Origin of the sequence: Microbacterium sp. Be9 (assembly GCF_011754135.1) — a bacterium.
In the GTDB taxonomy this organism is placed as follows: Bacteria; Actinomycetota; Actinomycetes; order Actinomycetales; family Microbacteriaceae; genus Microbacterium; species Microbacterium maritypicum_A.
The window spans coordinates 143,463-159,766 of sequence record NZ_WNWT01000001.1; the positions used below are offsets into that span (position 1 = coordinate 143,463).

Here is a 16,304-nt window from a genome sequence, read left to right on the forward strand (position 1 = left end):
AGAGCCTGAAGTTCTACCTACACTGCAATGTATCGCATCCGACGTAACGGGCGAGAGAATACCGGGTCGTGGAGGTGACCGTGCGCGCGTTCACGGCATGGGGAGAACGGCATCAGGTGACGCTGTACCTGGCGTCGATCGCGGTCGGCGCCGTCGTCGGCCTCCTCTCCCCCTCGACGGCACCGGTGTGGGAGTCGGCGGTCACCCCGCTCCTCGGCGTTCTGCTGTTCGCGACGTTCCTGGGCGTGCCGTTCGCGCACATCGGACGGGCATTCGTCGACGGGCGCTTCCTCGGCACGCTTCTGCTCCTGAACTTCGTGGTGGTGCCGGCGCTGGCTTTCGGCGTGAGCAGAGTGGTGGCGGCCGATGAGGCGATCCTGCTGGGGGTGCTTCTCGTGCTGCTCACCCCGTGCGTCGACTACGTGATCGTGTTCACGGGCCTGGCGGGCGGCGACCGCTCCCGGCTTCTGGCCGCGACGCCGCTGCTCATGCTGCTGCAGATGCTGCTGCTCCCCGTCTACCTCTCCCTCTTCCTCGGCCCCGATGCGATGAAGGCCGTCGACCCGCGCCCGTTCATCGACGCGTTCCTGCTGCTGATCGCACTGCCGCTCGCACTCGCCGCACTGACCCAAGTGCTGACCAGGAGGTTCGCCTCGGCCCGCGTGATCGAACGCGGTTCCGCCACGGCGATGGTGCCGCTGATGATGCTCACCCTCGCGGCCGTCGTCGCTTCGCAGGTGTTCGCCGTTGGCGGCGCGTGGGGGCGCCTGTTCCTCACGGTGCCGGTCTTCGCGATCTTCGCCGTGATCGCCGCCCCCCTCGGCGCAGTCCTCGCGCGGGTCGCCGGCCTGGACACGCCGGGCCGCCGCGCGGTCGTCTTCAGCGGTGTCACGCGCAACTCTCTCGTCGTGCTCCCGCTCGCTCTGGCCCTGCCCGACGCGTTCACGCTCACGCCGCTCGTCGTCGTCACCCAGACGATGGTGGAGCTGATCGTCATGGTGGCGATGGTCGCGGTGATCCCACGCGTGATCAGGCAGCGTTGAGCGCCGCGACGATCATCGCCCCGGCGGACCGTCGAGCACTGTCGGGACGTACTCCAACAGCTGCGCACGCTGATCGGGCTTCCGATCATGAGTCGTCGGGCGCCGTCCCGACCCTGGACGCGCACCCAGCTTGGGCGCGTACCGTCAGCACCAGCGAGCACAACTGAAGATCCGAACGCGACGCTCTGAAGGGCCGTTCGCGAAAGAACAACACCTCCGCCGCCCGCTCTGGGCGACGCCGGAGACGAGGTCATCATGGACGTCATCCGTCCGACCGTCCACACCCGTCCGCGCGACAACGTGCCCCGGGGATCGAGCGCCTTCACCGAGTTGGCGCAGCAGGTACGCGAGCGCGGGCTCCTGCACCGGCGCTACGGCTACTACTGGACGAAGCTCATCGCCGCCCCGATCGCTGTGGGCGTGTGCCTGCTCGCGTTCCTCTGGATCGGCGACACGTGGTGGCAGCTGTTCACCGCCGCCGTCCTGGCGATCGTGTTCACCCAGATCGCGTTCCTCGGGCACGATGCGGCGCACCGGCAGATCTTCGTGTCCGGCCGGTGGAACGACTGGATCAGCATCATCCTCGGCGACCTGCTCGTCGGCATGAGCTACGGATGGTGGCAGCACAAGCACACCCGCCACCACGCCAACCCGAACAAGCTGGGCTCCGATCCCGACATTGAGCTCCCCGTGATCGCCGTCTCCGCCGAGGCTGCGACGAGGCACCAGGGACCGGTCATCACGTGGCTGCGCGGACATCAGGGCGTGCTGTTCTTCCCGATCCTGCTCCTCGAAGGACTCTCGCTGCACGCTTCGAGCGTGCGGCGGATGTTCGCGCGGGGCCGGCTCGAACGCCGGTGGGCCGAGATCACGTTCCTCAGCGTCCGCATGATCGGATACCTGGTACTGGTGTTCATCGTGCTGTCCCCCGGAATCGCCTTCGTCTTCCTGGCGGTGCAACTGGGACTGTTCGGGTTCTACATGGGGATCGCCTTCGCCCCCAACCACAAGGGGATGCCGGTCGTACCTCGGGACATGACCCTGGACTTCCTGCGGCGGCAGGTGCTGATGAGTCGGAACGTGCGCGGCGGCCGCTTCCTCGACGTCGCCATGGGTGGACTGAACTACCAGGTCGAGCATCATCTGTTCCCCTCGATGCCCCGCCCGCATCTGCGTCGCGCCGCCCCGATCATCGCCGCGTACTGCCGGGAGCACGACGTGCAATACACCCAGGTCGGCCTGTTCGCCTCATACGCGATCGTGGTTCGCTACATCAACCGGGTCGGTCTCGGCGAGCGCGACGTGTTCCGTTGCCCGCTCGCGGATCAGCGGCTCGCGATCGGGGTGCCGCTGCGGTCGTGAACCGCCGCCTCTAGCCGCGGACGGTCGCGATCATCCGGTCCAGATCGGCGTCGAGATCGGCGTCGACGACCTGTCGGGCCGGCGTGGCATCGTGATACTCGATGATCTCCTGCGCACCGATCCAGAACGGCACACGGGAGCAGAACTCGGGGACGATACGTCGGATCTTGGCGGTGTCGAACACCATCGGGTGAGCCCTGTCGCCGTGCAGGTCTGCGGCGAACGACGGCCGGATTGCGGCGATCGTGTCGGAGGACACGTGCACCAGCTCGGGACGGACCCCTGCCGCCTCGCCCAGCCAGGTGTAGATCTGATCCCACGTCGGCGCGTGGTCCCCCATGATGTGGAAGACGTCGCCGAGCACGTCACGGCGCCCGAAGAGGCCGACGAAACCCAGCGCGAAATCGTTCGTGTGCGTGATCGTCCACGGTGAGGTACCGTCGCCGTGGACGACGACCGGCCGACCCTCGCGCATCCGAGCGACGTCGTTCCACCCGGCCAGCGTGGGCATGCTGGTGCAGTCGTAGGTGTGCGAAGGGCGGACGATCGTGACCGGGAATCCCTGATCGCGGTACGCGCTCGTCAGGGCATCCTCGCAGGCGATCTTGTCTCGCGCATACCCGGAGAACGGATTGCGGAGCGGGGTCGACTCGGTGATCGGGAAGCGCAACGGCGGCTTCTGGTACGCCGACGCGGAGCTGATGAACACGTACTGCCCGGTCCGGCCGGCGAAACGCGCGATGTCGGCCTGCACGTGGGCGGGGGTGAAGGCGGTGAACTGGGCAACGACGTCGAACTCACGGTCCCCGAGCGCTGCCCGCACCGCGTCCGCGTCACGGATGTCGCCCTGCAGGAGCTCGGCCTCTTCCGGCAGCGCCCTCTCCTCGGAGCGACCGCGATTGAGAACGGTGACTCGATGTCCGAGCTCGACCGCCCGTCGCACCGAAGCCGCGCTGATCACACCGCTGCCGCCGATGAAGAGGATGTCCTGTGTGCCCATGTCCCGATCCTGTCACGCCGGCGTCGCCGGGTCGGCGTCGTTTCGACGAGGTCGGGACGTCGTGAGTGATCGGGATGGACGCGCATGGGTTCCGTGAGACTCCTTCATCGCCACGATCACCCAGGCGTAGGACGGAGTCATGACTCTCACCGACATCCTTCCCACGCTTCGACAGAGCATTCCCACTCCCCTCGACGGATGGAGGTGGCCGGTGCACACGCACCCGACGACCACCGATGTCGTGGTGGGAGGCATCTCGCTCCTGCGGCTGTTCGAGATCAGCGGATCACCCGCGGTCCTCACGGGCGACCTGCCGCTGCCGACCGCGGGAACCGACGTGACCGTGCTGCTGTTCCGGATCACGCTGCGCGTCGACACCCAGGAGGACAAGCGCATCGCGCTCACGGACTGCTCGTTCGACGGTGTGGATGCCGCGTGGGAGGAGTGCCGCCTCATCGGCCGGGCTTCTTCGGCGCGGACGACGAAGATCGAGCTGATCCCCGGCGAGGTGGGCGGCGTGGCCTGGCCGCACCCCATCGCGCCTCTTCCTGCCGACCTCCGGGAAGGCGATCTCGTCGTCGTCCCCTGCGTCGGTGCTGTCACGCTCCGAGACGTGCGTCCGCGCGTCACCGCCGCGCTCTCTGTGGAGGCGTCACGATGACCGTCCTGCACACGGTGCTGCACTCGACCGCATTCGTATGGAACGACCCGCGACGCGATGCACGGCAGCTGTGGCCGAAAGACACCGTGATCGGTGCGCACGACATCGTCGTCGCCGGGCGAGCGCTGTCCGATCTCGCGCGCGAACGACGCACCCCCTGCATACTGATCGCGCCCGTCGCGCCCTCTGCGGCGCACCCCGAAGCGGACCCGCACGTGACGTTGGTGGTGGCACGGATCACCGCCCGCGAAGAGCCTCAGGGGTGGCATCGCGAGGCGTCGGCGACCGTCGACTGCGATCTCCGCGCGATCGTCCCGCTGGTCACCCACGTCGAGCGGCTGCGCACGCCCCGGGCTCGAGACCTGGTGCAGACCGTCCTCCGCACCGACGAAGACGACACGCGGCTGCACGCCCGGCTGCCGAAGGCGCTCTCCCCCGGCGACCTGATCGTGTTCGCGTGCACCGGTGCCCTCGCACTGAGCCAGGTCGCACCGCGCACGCGCACCGCCGCGGCCGCGGTCGTCGACGCCGTCGCGGAAGATGTCGAAGAGACAGGAGGCGTGTGCCGCAAGTATCGGGGTGAGCCGTTCGCCGACTAGCGCGTCAGCGCGCTGCTGCGCCCGTGCGCACGACCGCTCAGCTCGGCGTCGAGCGTCTCCTGCGCGACGCGCATCTGGTCGGCATACTCGGTCTGCTGCAGCCGCTGCCACATCACTTCTTCATCGACGTCTTCCACGTGGCTCACGACCCACCAGATGTTGCCGAACGGATCCTTGATGCGCCCACCGCGCTGGCCGAAGGCGTTGTCGCTGAGGGCGGTCACCACGCTCGCCCCTGCAGCCTCGGCTCTGGTGAAGGCCTCTGCGGCGTCGGGCACCCACACCCGAAGCAGGCTCGGCATCACGGGCCACTCCGGCCGACGATCGAAGGCGAGGACGACGGTGTCGCCGATGCATATCTCACCGTGTCCGATCAGACCGTCTTCCGTGGCGACCCGCGCCAGTTCCTCCCCGTCGAAGACCTGGGAGATGAAGTCGAGCAGCGCGCCCGTGTCGTCGGTGACGACCCAGGGGGCGACGCTCGTGTAGCCGTTCGGGGCTGCGCTCGTGGCTGCGGTCATGGCTCTTCCCTCTTCCCGGTCTGCGGAGTGAGACACACAGTAGAAGGGGCCTCGGACAGTCGCCGAGAAGCCGGGGATTCACCGGGCGGAACCGGTCGCGATGACAGCGGCCTGCGCGTAGGCAGCCGTCCACACCCGGTCGAACCGATCACGACCGATTACTCCCTGACGGCAGGCGAGAGCGGCGTCGCCGAGCGCTTGGGCCAGGGTCTCCAGACGGAGCTGCTGGGCGCGCTCGGCCGCGGTGTCTTCGCTGAGCCCGGACCGACATGCCGATACCGTGACCACGCGCCGACGGATGCTGCGCGAGCGCCGCGACAGGATGATGCCGATCGGAAGCAGAGCAGCGACGAGCAGCATCGCAGCGAGCAACGGAGGAAAACCCGCGGCGCACAGCACCACCCACGCGACGACGCCACCGCCGAGCGACAGCGGAGTGAACCAGCGGTGCGCCTCGGCAATGCGCCGCTCCACGTCCGTGGAGTCGGGCGGATAGACCGCGAGCACGCACGCGACGGTGCCGTAGTGGCTCACGGTCCTCGACAGGTGGCCCCAGCATGGAGGGCACGAAGCGCTCGGCAGTGTCTGCGCGGGGACGTGATGGGGAGGACGGGACACGGACATGCCTCCCACGTTGCTCCGGACGCGTGCCTCTGAGCGCCTGACAGACGGAACCCATACGGCGGCCGGCGTTTTCCATGCGGAATGGCGACGCCTCCGTGGTCGGCATATCGTCCTCATATCGAGAACGGCATACGGCCACGCAACGGCGCGCGCCCTGGACTGGAGGTATGACAGAGACTTCTGCCCGAGCTGCCCTTCCCCGCTATCGCCGTACGGCGAAGCCGCCCCACGGCGACGGCCTCCTCCCGGAGCAGGCAGGGGCCGGGAGGGCCGAGCACGAGGCACCCGAGACGACCGCGATGGCATCGCCTGGCCGCATAGCCTCGCTCGACGTGATCCGCGGCGTCGCCATCATCGGCACTCTCGCCAGCAACGTCTGGCTGTTCCAGGCGTTCTTCGGCGAACGGGTGGTCGACATCTGGTGGCAGGACCTCGTCTCCGCACTTTCGGAAGGGAAGTTCCTGGGCCTGTTGACCATCATGTTCGGCATCGGACTCGAGATCCAGCGCCAGGCAGCGCTCCGGCGCGGCAGCCGGTGGCCCGGCACCTATCTCGTTCGTGCCGGTCTGCTCTTCATCGACGGAATGCTCAACTACATCTTCGTGGTGCAGTTCGACGTACTCCGCGCCTACGCCGTCCTCGGCTTCGTCGTGGCATTCGTCCTGCTGCTCCCGGAGAAACGCCAGTGGGTGTTCATCGGCGTGGCGCTCGTGACGCACGTCACGCTCATCCTTTTCCCCCTCTTCACCGGCAGCGTCATGATGTTCCCAGGCCTCGTGATCCCCGGGGAGTCCCCGACGGTCGGCGGCAGGCCGACATATTGGGAAGAGGTGCAGATGAACACCCTGACCGTGTTCTCCGACCTGACGGTCGGCACCGACACCGGCTCGATCCTCACCCTCGGTCTCGTCGTCTTCACCCTCGGCGCCATGCTCTACCGCCACGGACTGTTCGAGGCCCGCGGCGCGCGACTGCGCAGATGGGTCATGATCGTCGACCTCGGTGCGGGCGTTCCGGGGGAGGTCGTGTTCTTCCTCATGCAAGAGACGTTCGGACTCAACAGGTTCCTCTCCGCGCCGCTGGTCGCATTCGGCATCCTCGCTCTCATGGCCTCCTTCTATCGAGGACACCGCATCGGATTCGTCGGACGCGGACTCTCCCTTGTCGGCCAGATGGCCCTGAGCTGCTACGTGCTCCAGAACATCCTCGGTCGGGTGGCGCAGTCGATCATCGGTCACTCGCCGCTTGCGGAGACGCTCGACCCGCTGGTCGGAACCCTGGCGATGTTCTTCGTGATCGCCGCTCTGGTGATCCTGTTCGCGAACCTCTGGATGCGCCGCTTCCGCAAGGGACCGCTCGAGTACGTCTGGGACGTCAGCTTCCGATTCCTCACCCGGAGCCGCGTGAAGGCGCCGACCGTCGTGTCCGATCTCACCGGAGTTGTCGTGACTTGAGACGAACGATCACCGGAATCACGCGAAATCTCTAGCGCGACCCGCCGCTGATTCGTCTCACCCGAGTTGTCAGAATCTGCGACGAAGCGTGTTTCGGTCAGGCGAGATCCGAGGCGTCCTGCCCAGCCAAGATAGAGCAGAGGATCATCGCCTGTCGGATTGCGTTTCTGGCGTCGTCTGCGGTCACGACGATTCGCTGACCCACCTTCAGCGATGAGTAGTTCACGACTTGCAGATACTTCGTATCGACAAGCCCGCCGGCGTGCACGTGTGCGTGACGTGTTGCCCAAAGCTTCGTGAGGAGAACCCAGTCGACATCTGGGACGAGTCGCGGATCGATGTCCAGGTGAGCGGAGTAGAGGTCGGCCAGGTCATCCAGCCTCTGAAAGACACTGCCTTTCCCTTTCAGGAGTTGATCCGCAAGTTCGACGCGGCGCTCGAACTCAGCCCGCGCCAATCGCTCAACGACGCCCACGACTCTGCTGAGCGTGTCGACTGCAATACGGTCGAACACTCCTTGCTCTCTCAAGGCGGCTCGTTGGGGGGCGGGAATGCTGTCGAGCGCGCTCAGCTTCGCGGCTTCCGCTCCGAGCGCATCGCGGGCGACCTCGCCTGCATCGAGAGCTCCGCTGACGGGGCAGAACGAGTGCTCGCCAAAGACGGCATAGCGGATACCGCACGTCACGCACGTTCGCTCCCTGACAAGCTGCTCCTCGTCGATGTCTGGGAGAGGCTGCGGGTAGAAGGGCGTCGACCTGTAGGTGATCTTCACGAACTTGTTGCTTCGGCCTGATCGTCCGAGGCCTCCGAAGGCTTCGGATATGAGTTGCATCGCGGCGTCCTGAGCAACGCGCATCACGCGTTCTTGCTGCTGCGAGGTCACGAAGCTCGTGTGACCCTCTTGATGTCCGCAGTACGGGCACGTCAGGATCAGATCGTCGGGAAGCGCTTTGTAGTCGTCTAGATGCATCCTGAAGATCTGCTGGCATGCTGGGCACTCGCGTCCGAAGTAGCCGTGCTCGTCAGACGGTATAGAGACGCGAAACGTCTCATTCCCTGATTCGTCACGTCCCTCGTAGCTTGCGCCTTCAGCGGTGCGAAAGGTCATGAGGGAAGTCTCTCAGCTTGCACGGACACTAGCCAGGCACGCGTACTAGGACTCCGGTAGGCTCTCTGCTCCGCTGGTCGCGATCAGAGCTACCTGATCCGCATCGAGATAGCGGAAGCTCTGAGGCGGCTCAAGGCCAAGGAGAGTCCTCAAGGACGCCAACGAGACAGGCCGTGCCCACGCATGCGTGTCCTCGACTTCAAGCAGAGTGGAGGAGTCGGCACCCCAAGGTACTCGCCGAGCGCGTCTTCGGCGATGCCGATCGCGTCGGAGTGCATCTCCTAGACACGGTCGGAAGGAACTGTGCTTGTTTGATTGAGGCGCACAGTGCCCAGAACCGCTCTCTCCGGGGAGCTGGAGTACAGGCAACTGTGGTGCCGGGTGGCACCTCTGGGAATCGCCGTCGCACCTCGACGGTTTTTCGTCCTTCGAGAATCGCGCGCGCGTACCTTGGTTTCACTGAGATGAGCAGCGCTCTTTTCATCTGCCTTCCCATCCTGGCTGCGTGCGGATGAGGTCGTCGAAAAGACCGGGAGCGCCGGTACGTGTTGCGAGTAGCGACGTCGCGTTCCGTGCTTGCGGAGCAGCGCGTCGAACGAGCGCTTGCCGACGGGCTGGTCAAGGACCTGCGTGTCTTCGAACCTCAGCACAAGCACCTTTCCGTCAATCGCATGACCTTGGATCTCGCCTCGGTGCAGGACGCCGAGTGATCGATACTTCTCAGCCGCGTCCTGGGCGTCCAGTACTTCAGCATCGACCTCGGCGAGGGCTTCACTGAGCTTCACCATGGCCTCACCGTCGGCAGGCGTAGTTCCACCTTCAATCCGATGCCGGGATCGTTCACGAGGGTGATGGCGCCGCCTGCGTTCTTGACGATACCGGCGACGATCGATAGCCCCAGCCCGGCGCCGCCGGGCGTGCGCGCCTTGCTCTGGCGCGAGAAGCGATCCAACGCAAGGGGTACGAAGTCTTCGTCCATACCTCCTCCGTCGTCGGCGACCGAGAGGACCAGAGCGTCGTGCTCCTCCACCAGGCTGAGCTCGACGACGCCCCGGTCGCCGATCGCCTGCACGGCGTTACCGACAAGGTTGTCGCAGATGCGACCGAAGTCTTCCTCGCTCACCGCGACCATCGCAGCGGGTGTCGCGATGTCGTCGGTGTAGTCGATTCGGATACTCCGATCGGCGACGCGCTGGCGTCCGCGGTCCGCGGCATTGGACAGCTCAGCGGAAAGGCGCCCAGCGGCCGCGGTTCCCGCAGACCCCTGGGAATCGATGCGCGAGAGTTCCAGCAGGGAAGATGCCAAGGCGGACAGGCGGGTGAGCGTTCGCTGCGCGGCAGCGACGTCCACCTTCATCTCGTCAAGACTCTGCGCCTGGCGCTGCGCGAGCTCCAAACGCGTCTGGAGGATGGCGAGCGGGGTACGAATCTCGTGACTCGCGTCCGCGACGATCTGCCTCTCTCTGTCCGCCGATGCCCGCAGCTCCCTGATCAGGGTGTTGAGCGTCTCCGCGAGCTCCGAAATCTCGTCTCGCGCGGGCCCGACCGGGAGGGTCTCTGTGCTCGGCTTCGCGACCAACTCCGCTGCGCTTCGGCGCAATTGCGAGACGGGGCTGAGTGCCGCGGACCCGATCAGCCAGGACGAGGCGCCGAAGGCGATGTTGATCCCGGCAATGCTGGCGATAAGCAGCCATGCCACCTCATCGAGCACATTCGCGTCGCTGTCGCTCGCGGTGATCACGCGCCAAGCCCCCTCTCCTGCTTCCACCGACGTGGAGCGCACGACAAACTCCGAAGTACCGGCATGGACCGTCCGAACCCCATCCGGTTCCGAGCCCGGCTCTGGCAGCCGCGCCGCAAGTCCGTCCGGGAACGTGTCGATCGCCACCGCACCTGACGGGTCGACGACCACGACGAACTGACCCGGGCCAGGCCTGTCCAGCTCCTGCGTGTCGCCCGTGGTGATGGCGGTAACGTACTGGCCCTCGATACCTTCGAGGACGCGTGTCTGGCTCTCGTTCACGATCCTTGCCACCTGGGTATAGATGACGATGCCTGCGACGACGGAGATCAGGATGGCGATCAGGAGGCTTCCTCCAGTGATCCGTGTCCGGATCCCCAGCCTGGATGGTTTCACTGGTCGACCGCGATCAGCTCGAACCCCACACCGCGAGCAGTGACGATCCGCACCTGCGAGTCGACCGCATCGAGCTTGCGACGGAGGTAGCTGATGTACTGATCGACGATGTTCGGGTCGATGTAGGCCGCCGAGCCCCAGATCGCATCGAGGATCTCCGCCCTGGGCATGACGCGGCCGACGTTCGACGCGAGCACTCGCAGCAGATCGAACTCGGTGCGACTCAATCGCAGTTCCCCGCCGTCCGTCGAGATCTCGTGCTTAGTCAGGTCGATGCGCAGGCCACCGACGTCCATCCGCGTCCCGCCGATTGCGTCCCGCCTTCGTAGTGCGCGGAGCCGCGCGGCGAGCTCGACGAACTCGAACGGCTTGGTCAGGTAGTCATCAGCGCCCGCGTCGAGTCCGCGCACTCGGTCGTCGACGGCATCCCGAGCGGTGAGGAGGAGGATCGCGAGTCCAGGATGCTGTCTCCGCAACCAGCGGCACAGTTCGAAGCCGGACATCCCGGGAAGCATGACGTCGAGAATCGCGATGTCGTACCCACCGTCGCTGGCAAGCGCCATCGCCTCGACGCCGTCCGCGGCGACGTCGACGATGTATCGACCGGCACCTTGACGACCTTGTTGTACCCGGTCACCGCCTGGTTCTCGTCGAACGCGACGACCTTCTTGCGGAAGCCCTTGGTGATGATCGCGAGGTAGACGACTCCGATCGCGGTCCACACGAGGCCCCCGCGCAGAGCGTCTTCATGCAGGTTCGCCCAGAGCAGGCCGGTGAGGACCATGCCGATGCCGGGCATCACGATGAAGTTGAAGATGTCGCCGGGCGTCTTGCGACGGCCCTTGCGGATCGCGAACCAGGCGATCACCGAGATGTTGACGAACGTGAAGGCGATCAGCGCCCCGAAGTTGATCCACGCCGCGATCAGCTCCAGGGTGAACGGGATCGCCAGCAGGGAGATGGCGCCGACCAGCACGATGTTGAACGTCGGCGTGTGGGTGCGCGGGTTGATGTAGCCGAACGCCTTCTGCGGCAGCACGTTGTTGCGCCCCATCACCAACAGCATGCGCGACACCGAGGCGTGCGAGGCGAGGCCCGAGGCGAGGGTCGCGCAGAAACCGGCCGCGGTGAGCACCGCCATGAGCACGGGTCCGCCGACCAGGTTGCCGATGATCGGGAGGGTGGAGTCCTCGACGAACTGCATGTCGCCGCCGGGCGCGAACTCGTTCCAGTCGGGGAAGCGCAACTGCGTGAGGTAACCCGAGATCAGGAAGATCGCCCCGCCCAGCAGCACCGTCAACAGGATGGCCTTCGGCATGATCTTCGGATCCTTCGCCTCCTCCGCGTACATCGTGACGGCGTCGAAGCCGATGAACGAGAAGCAGACGATCGTGGCGCCCATCAGCACCGCGCCCATCGTGGCGCCGTCGTGGAAGAACGGGGTCATCGACGCGACCGTTCCCGCCCCCTCGCCGCGCATCAGCTGGGCGATCACCATCACCACGAACACGGCCATGACGACGATCGAGAACACCAGGAGGATCATGTTCATGTTCGAGGTGCCGCGCATCGTGAGGTAGATGATGGTGGTGACGAGGATGCAGTACAGCACGACCCAGATCCAGCCCGGGATCTCGGGGAACAGCGCTTCGAGGTAGCTGCGGATGATGAGGCAGTTGACCATCGGCAGCAGCACGTAGTCGATCAGCGAGGTCCACCCGACCATGAACCCCAGATTCGGGTGGATCGACTCGCGCACGTACGTGTACGCCGAACCGGCACTCGGGATCGCGCTCGAGATCTTGCCGTAGCTGATCGCCGTGAAGACCATCACGACCAAGGCGACCAGGTAGGCGGCCGGTACGACGTCGTCGGTGTCACGGGCGACCATGCCGAACGTGTCGAACACGACCGTCGGCGTCATGTATCCGAGCCCGAGCCCGACGATCGCCCACAGTCCGAGATTTCGTTTGAGCGTTCCTCCGCCGTGCGCGAGCGGCTTCGTCTTCGTGGCCATGGGTACTCCTCGGGGGACAGCGCATGGGTCGGACTTCGGGTCGTCCGACGCTGAGCAACAGTATGGACCGGAGGGAATCGTCAGCGCTACGGTGAATTCGGTTCGAAATGCGCTTTTAACATTCCGAACGACGGCGGGATTCGAAGGAGACGCCCGACCTCACCATCCCTCGGTGAGCACGCGATCCAGCATCGCGACGACGTGGTCGGCGCTCTCGGCGCTGAGGCACAGGGGCGGTTTGATCTTCAGCACGTTCGAGCGTTCCGAGGTCGTCAGCACGATGACCCCCAGTTCGCGCATCCGCTCGCAGATCGCCGCAGCCTCGGCGGCGGCAGGCTCCATGGTCTCGCGATCGCGCACGAGTTCGACGCCCAGGTACAACCCCTCGCCGTGGACGACGGCGACGAGCGGATGCCGGTCCGCGAGGCCGCGCAGGCCCTCGGCGAGGCGGGCACCGATCACTGCGGCGTTGTGCTGCAGGTCGTCCTCGGCCATCGCGTCTAGCACCGCGATGCCGACCCGGCAGCTGAGCGTGCTTCCCCCCGCAGACGAGAAGAACTGTCCCTGCGTCGACAGCGCGTCCGCGATGCGCTTCGTCGTGATCACCCCGCCGATCGGATACCCGTTGCCCATCGGCTTCGCGATCGTGACGATGTCGGGCACGACGTCCGCGAGCTCGAATCCCCAGAAGGTCGATCCCATCCGCCCGAATCCGACCTGCACCTCGTCGGCGATGCACAGTCCACCCGCCGCCCTGATCTGTGCGTAGGCCCCGGCCAGGTAGCCGTCGGGGAGCACCACGCCTCCCGCGTTGCCGAGGATCGACTCGCACAGGAACGCGGCGACCTCTCGTCCCTCGTCCTGCAGCCGGTCGAGATCGGCAGCGAGATCGGCGAGGTAGTCGCCCGCCACGTCGGAGCCTCGATAGGTGCCGCGGAAGCGATTGGGGACATCGGCCACGTGCACCCAGTCCGGGCGCGTCGCGAGGGCGGAGGGATTGTCGTAGGCGCTGGTCGTGACCGCATCGCTCGCCATGGTCCAGCCGTGGTACGCCTCGCGCAGTGCGACGACCGTCCGCCGTCCGGTCGCGGCCTGGGCCAGACGGATCGCGAGGTCGACCGCCTCCGAGCCGCTGTTGACCAACAGGACGGTGTCGAGGTCGCTGCCCTCCGGCATCAGTTCGAGCAGCCGCTCGCTGTACTCCGCGAGATCGCGGAACAGGAACCGGGAGTTCGTGGCGAGGGTGCGCAGCTGGCGGTCCGCCGCATCCGCGACTTTCGGATGCGCGTGGCCGAGACCGGCGACGTTGTTCACCATGTCGATGTAGGTGCGCGCGGTGGTGTCGACCAGGTGGTGCCGCCAGCCGCGCTCGATCTGCGGCGGGTGCGCGTAGTAGCGCTCCTGCGCCGCCGCGAAGATGCGCTCACGGCGCGCCTGCTCCGCCGCCGAATCATCCCGCTGGGCGAAGGAGGGCAGCCCGAGCAGCGGCGCAGGATCTGCGGTGAGGCGGCGCCAGGCCGCGACCCGATCGGGGGCGATCAGTGCCGCTCCGTCCGCCTGGCGCTCCGGAGCGTCGTCGCGGTGGATTCCGACGGTCAGGCGCCGCGGCTCGAACGACGCGGCGAGCCAGCCCACGGTCTCCCCCGCATCGACGGGGCGCTCGCGCCGCTCCTCCGCATCGAGACCCGAGACCTCCAGCACCCATTCTTGGCCGTCGTCCGGACCGGTGAGGTCGAGCGCGAAGCGGGCGATCGCGCCCCGCTGCGTCACCCGTGCCTCCGTCGGTGCCACCACCCGCACCCGAGGGCCGGGAGGCAGATGCAGTTCGGTCGCGGTCGCCCAGGTATGCCCCGGGTCCGCCTCGTCGACGGTCGCGCGGGTCAGGCGGAACGCCCCGTACGGCATGACCGCCACAGCGGCGCCGAGGTCGAATGCATCGGCGACCAGAGCGTGCTCGACCGATTCCTCGAGCCAGCGCCCGTTGTCGAGGGCGGCGGACTCGACACCCGGATCGATCACGGCCACGCGACCGGTGAGATCCGGCAGCAGTGCGCGCAGCGGAGCCTCGTCGTCGTCCCCTGCGAGTTCGGGCGCGGAGAATCCCGGGGCGTCGATCCCGACCGCGGCGAGCACGTGCTCGGTCATCTCCACGAGCGGCAGCAGCGTCGCGGCGTCGAAGATCGCCTGCTCGCCCGCGACCCTCTCACGCGCGTAGTCGTTGTCCCCGTCGATCTCGAGCTGACGCCACCCGCTCGCCACCAGCAGGGCAGCGCGCAGCACCACGAGCGGCCAGACCGCCCTCGCCTCCGCATCGCCCAGCGGCACCTGGCGATGGAATGCCGCGATCGTCTCGATCACCCGCAGCGGCCGCTCCGGGTCGTGGTGCAGCATCGATGCCGCGCACACCGCCAGTTCGGCGACGCGCCAACCGAGCCCGAGGTCGCCGAGGTCGAGCACCGTGCGCGGGTGCAGCCGTGCGTCGTCGCCCCGCTCGCCCATCACGTTGTCGTCCGTGAGGTCGCCGTGGATCGTCTGCACGGGGAGCCGGTCGGCGAGAGGTTCGACGGCGGCGTGCGCCTTGGTCGCGGCGCGCAGCACCCGTCCCCGAAGTGCGGCATCGGCGATCGACGGCGCGAGCGCATCGATCTGTTCGTATGCGACGCGCATGTCCCACATCTGCCGACGATCCAGCCCGGGGTGTCGGAGCGGTTCCAGCGCGCGCACGGAGGCGGCGGCGAGCGCGCCGAACTCCGCGAGCACGACGGGTGCGAGATATCCGGAACCCACCATCGGCTCGCCCGGCGCGAACTCACTGCGCCGCGCGGCGAAGCCGTTCCAGCGCTGGGTCAGCGCACCGTCGAGGCCGGGGAGCACTGCCGGTACGCGAACGCCGGCAGCGCGGTAGGCCTCGAGAGCGACATGCTGGGCGTCGCGTTCGTCGTCGCCGAACACCGGGTTGTCGATCCGCAGCACGCTCCTCGTGCCGTCTTCTGCCGTGAGCAGGAAGTTCCGGTCCTGGTTGCTGCCGAGCTCTTCCGCTGTCGCCGTGATCCCCCAGCACTCGAGCGCGATGCGCGCGGCATCGGCCGTATCGACGTCGGGACGGACCAGGCCCACGCCCGCCGTCATGCGCGGTGCTGCCCGCGGTGCGCGTCGCCGAGGCTCACGTCGTGGGCATGCCGCGCGAGCGAGCTGCCGTAGCGCTCGGTCAGCTGCACCATCAGGTCGGGGGTGTCCCGATCGACCCCGAAGACGTGCCCCGGGAAGTCGAGATCGGGCTGTGCCGCCGCGATCTCCTCCTCACGGTCCGGCGAGAACAGCTGTGCGGGGTCGCCCACCGCCACCCAGCCGATCGGCACGACCGTGCCCTCCGGCAGCACGGCGCGACGGAGCACGATGGCGTTCACGCGCACCTCACAGCGCGGCCCGATCAGCGAGCCGTTGAACAGCCGCGACCCCGAGGCGAGGAACGTCTCGTCTCCCACCGTCGCACCGGCGATGCTCGACAGCGTGCCGATCAGGGTGTGCGACCCGATGTGCACCGCATTCGCCGCCGTCGCCCGGATGAGCGCATTCTCCATCACGATGACGTGCTCGCCGAGCGTGATCGCCCCACCCTCGGCGGTGATGACGGCACCGTGCAGAACCTGGCAGCCCGGCCCGATCTCCACATCTCCGGAGACGACGGCGGTGGGGGCGATGACGGCGGTGTCATGGACGCGGGGCCGAGCCCCGAGGTGCTCGTACAACATGCGGCCAGACTAGTACCGCGGCCCCC

At 67.1% G+C, this 16,304-nt stretch carries 14 protein-coding genes and 1 pseudogene; 5 read left to right on the forward strand and 10 right to left on the reverse strand.

Annotated elements, in window-relative coordinates; all coding sequences use genetic code 11:
- Positions 1-68: 68 nt before the first annotated feature.
- Positions 69-1,043 carry an arsenic resistance protein gene (locus tag GLO27_RS00735; protein WP_318387400.1) on the forward strand — a complete coding sequence of 325 codons (975 nt, stop codon included), beginning with the start codon at positions 69-71 and terminating at the stop codon, positions 1,041-1,043.
- A 255-nt stretch (positions 1,044-1,298) separates the two neighbouring features.
- Positions 1,299-2,405, forward strand: a complete 1,107-nt coding sequence (locus tag GLO27_RS00740; RefSeq protein WP_167253141.1) for an acyl-CoA desaturase — start codon at positions 1,299-1,301, stop codon at positions 2,403-2,405.
- A 10-nt stretch (positions 2,406-2,415) separates the two neighbouring features.
- On the opposite strand, the gene GLO27_RS00745 is transcribed toward GLO27_RS00740, so the two are convergent.
- Positions 2,416-3,405, reverse strand: a complete 990-nt coding sequence (locus GLO27_RS00745; protein ID WP_021198122.1) for an SDR family oxidoreductase — start codon at positions 3,403-3,405, stop codon at positions 2,416-2,418.
- Between the two features lie 139 nt (positions 3,406-3,544).
- Between GLO27_RS00745 and GLO27_RS00750 the strand changes: the two genes are divergently transcribed.
- Both GLO27_RS00750 and GLO27_RS00755 read left to right on the forward strand, forming a co-directional pair.
- Positions 3,545-4,066, forward strand: coding sequence for a hypothetical protein (locus GLO27_RS00750; RefSeq protein WP_167253143.1), 522 nt, complete (start codon positions 3,545-3,547; stop codon positions 4,064-4,066).
- Positions 4,063-4,665 carry a hypothetical protein gene (locus tag GLO27_RS00755; protein WP_167253145.1) on the forward strand — a complete coding sequence of 201 codons (603 nt, stop codon included), beginning with the start codon at positions 4,063-4,065 and terminating at the stop codon, positions 4,663-4,665. Before GLO27_RS00750 ends, GLO27_RS00755 begins: the two co-directional genes overlap by 4 nt.
- Here GLO27_RS00755 and GLO27_RS00760 read toward each other — a convergent pair.
- Both GLO27_RS00760 and GLO27_RS00765 read right to left on the reverse strand, forming a co-directional pair.
- A complete protein-coding gene (locus tag GLO27_RS00760) occupies positions 4,662-5,186 on the reverse strand; it encodes a VOC family protein (protein WP_167253147.1) in 525 nt (174 codons plus the stop codon). The genes GLO27_RS00755 and GLO27_RS00760 overlap by 4 nt on opposite strands.
- Positions 5,187-5,264: 78 nt before the next feature.
- Positions 5,265-5,927 carry a DUF6611 family protein gene (locus tag GLO27_RS00765; protein ID WP_347878380.1) on the reverse strand — a complete coding sequence of 221 codons (663 nt, stop codon included), beginning with the start codon at positions 5,925-5,927 and terminating at the stop codon, positions 5,265-5,267.
- Between the two features lie 50 nt (positions 5,928-5,977).
- Here GLO27_RS00765 and GLO27_RS00770 point away from each other — a divergent pair, with 50 nt between their 5' ends.
- The gene (locus tag GLO27_RS00770) at positions 5,978-7,264 is read left to right on the forward strand and encodes a DUF418 domain-containing protein (protein ID WP_167253151.1); all 1,287 of its coding nucleotides are present in this window, start codon (positions 5,978-5,980) and stop codon (positions 7,262-7,264) included.
- Positions 7,265-7,361: 97 nt separating this feature from the next.
- Here GLO27_RS00770 and GLO27_RS00775 read toward each other — a convergent pair whose 3' ends face one another.
- The 7 genes and pseudogenes from GLO27_RS00775 to GLO27_RS00805 all read right to left on the reverse strand — a co-directional run bounded on the left by GLO27_RS00775 (position 7,362) and on the right by GLO27_RS00805 (position 16,278).
- Positions 7,362-8,372 (reverse strand): hypothetical protein, encoded by a 1,011-nt coding sequence (locus tag GLO27_RS00775; protein ID WP_167253153.1) that lies wholly within the window; start codon positions 8,370-8,372, stop codon positions 7,362-7,364.
- Positions 8,373-8,653: 281 nt separating this feature from the next.
- On the reverse strand, positions 8,654-9,160 hold the full coding sequence (locus tag GLO27_RS00780) for a hypothetical protein (protein WP_167253155.1): 507 nt from the start codon (positions 9,158-9,160) through the stop codon (positions 8,654-8,656).
- Positions 9,154-10,509 (reverse strand): HAMP domain-containing sensor histidine kinase, encoded by a 1,356-nt coding sequence (locus GLO27_RS20200; protein WP_167253157.1) that lies wholly within the window; start codon positions 10,507-10,509, stop codon positions 9,154-9,156. Before GLO27_RS20200 ends, GLO27_RS00780 begins: the two co-directional genes overlap by 7 nt.
- Positions 10,506-11,072 (reverse strand): response regulator transcription factor, encoded by a 567-nt coding sequence (locus tag GLO27_RS00790; protein WP_167253159.1) that lies wholly within the window; start codon positions 11,070-11,072, stop codon positions 10,506-10,508. The genes GLO27_RS20200 and GLO27_RS00790 overlap by 4 nt, the downstream gene beginning before the upstream one ends.
- Before the next feature lie 47 nt (positions 11,073-11,119).
- Positions 11,120-12,526 (reverse strand): annotated as a pseudogene (locus GLO27_RS00795) (APC family permease); the annotation flags it as partial.
- A gap of 159 nt (positions 12,527-12,685) precedes the next feature.
- Positions 12,686-15,655 (reverse strand): aminotransferase, encoded by a 2,970-nt coding sequence (locus GLO27_RS00800; RefSeq protein ID WP_167253161.1) that lies wholly within the window; start codon positions 15,653-15,655, stop codon positions 12,686-12,688.
- On the reverse strand, positions 15,652-16,278 hold the full coding sequence (locus tag GLO27_RS00805) for a gamma carbonic anhydrase family protein (protein WP_021199505.1): 627 nt from the start codon (positions 16,276-16,278) through the stop codon (positions 15,652-15,654). The genes GLO27_RS00800 and GLO27_RS00805 overlap by 4 nt, the downstream gene beginning before the upstream one ends.
- Between the last annotated feature and the right edge of the window lie 26 nt (positions 16,279-16,304).

Excerpts from the sequence above, each read along its gene's own strand:
- GLO27_RS00740 (WP_167253141.1), top strand. The coding sequence starts at position 1,299 with ATGGACGTCATCCGTCCGACCGTCCACACCCGTCCGCGCGACAACGTG.
- GLO27_RS00745 (WP_021198122.1), bottom strand. The coding sequence starts at position 3,405 with ATGGGCACACAGGACATCCTCTTCATCGGCGGCAGCGGTGTGATCAGC.
- GLO27_RS00750 (WP_167253143.1), top strand. The coding sequence starts at position 3,545 with ATGACTCTCACCGACATCCTTCCCACGCTTCGACAGAGCATTCCCACT.
- GLO27_RS00755 (WP_167253145.1), top strand. The coding sequence starts at position 4,063 with ATGACCGTCCTGCACACGGTGCTGCACTCGACCGCATTCGTATGGAAC.
- GLO27_RS00760 (WP_167253147.1), bottom strand. The coding sequence starts at position 5,186 with ATGACCGCAGCCACGAGCGCAGCCCCGAACGGCTACACGAGCGTCGCC.
- GLO27_RS00765 (WP_347878380.1), bottom strand. The coding sequence starts at position 5,927 with ATGAGGACGATATGCCGACCACGGAGGCGTCGCCATTCCGCATGGAAA.
- GLO27_RS00770 (WP_167253151.1), top strand. The coding sequence starts at position 5,978 with ATGACAGAGACTTCTGCCCGAGCTGCCCTTCCCCGCTATCGCCGTACG.
- GLO27_RS00775 (WP_167253153.1), bottom strand. The coding sequence starts at position 8,372 with ATGACCTTTCGCACCGCTGAAGGCGCAAGCTACGAGGGACGTGACGAA.
- GLO27_RS00780 (WP_167253155.1), bottom strand. The coding sequence starts at position 9,160 with ATGGTGAAGCTCAGTGAAGCCCTCGCCGAGGTCGATGCTGAAGTACTG.
- GLO27_RS00790 (WP_167253159.1), bottom strand. The coding sequence starts at position 11,072 with ATGGCGCTTGCCAGCGACGGTGGGTACGACATCGCGATTCTCGACGTC.
- GLO27_RS00800 (WP_167253161.1), bottom strand. The coding sequence starts at position 15,655 with ATGACGGCGGGCGTGGGCCTGGTCCGTCCCGACGTCGATACGGCCGAT.
- GLO27_RS00805 (WP_021199505.1), bottom strand. The coding sequence starts at position 16,278 with ATGTTGTACGAGCACCTCGGGGCTCGGCCCCGCGTCCATGACACCGCC.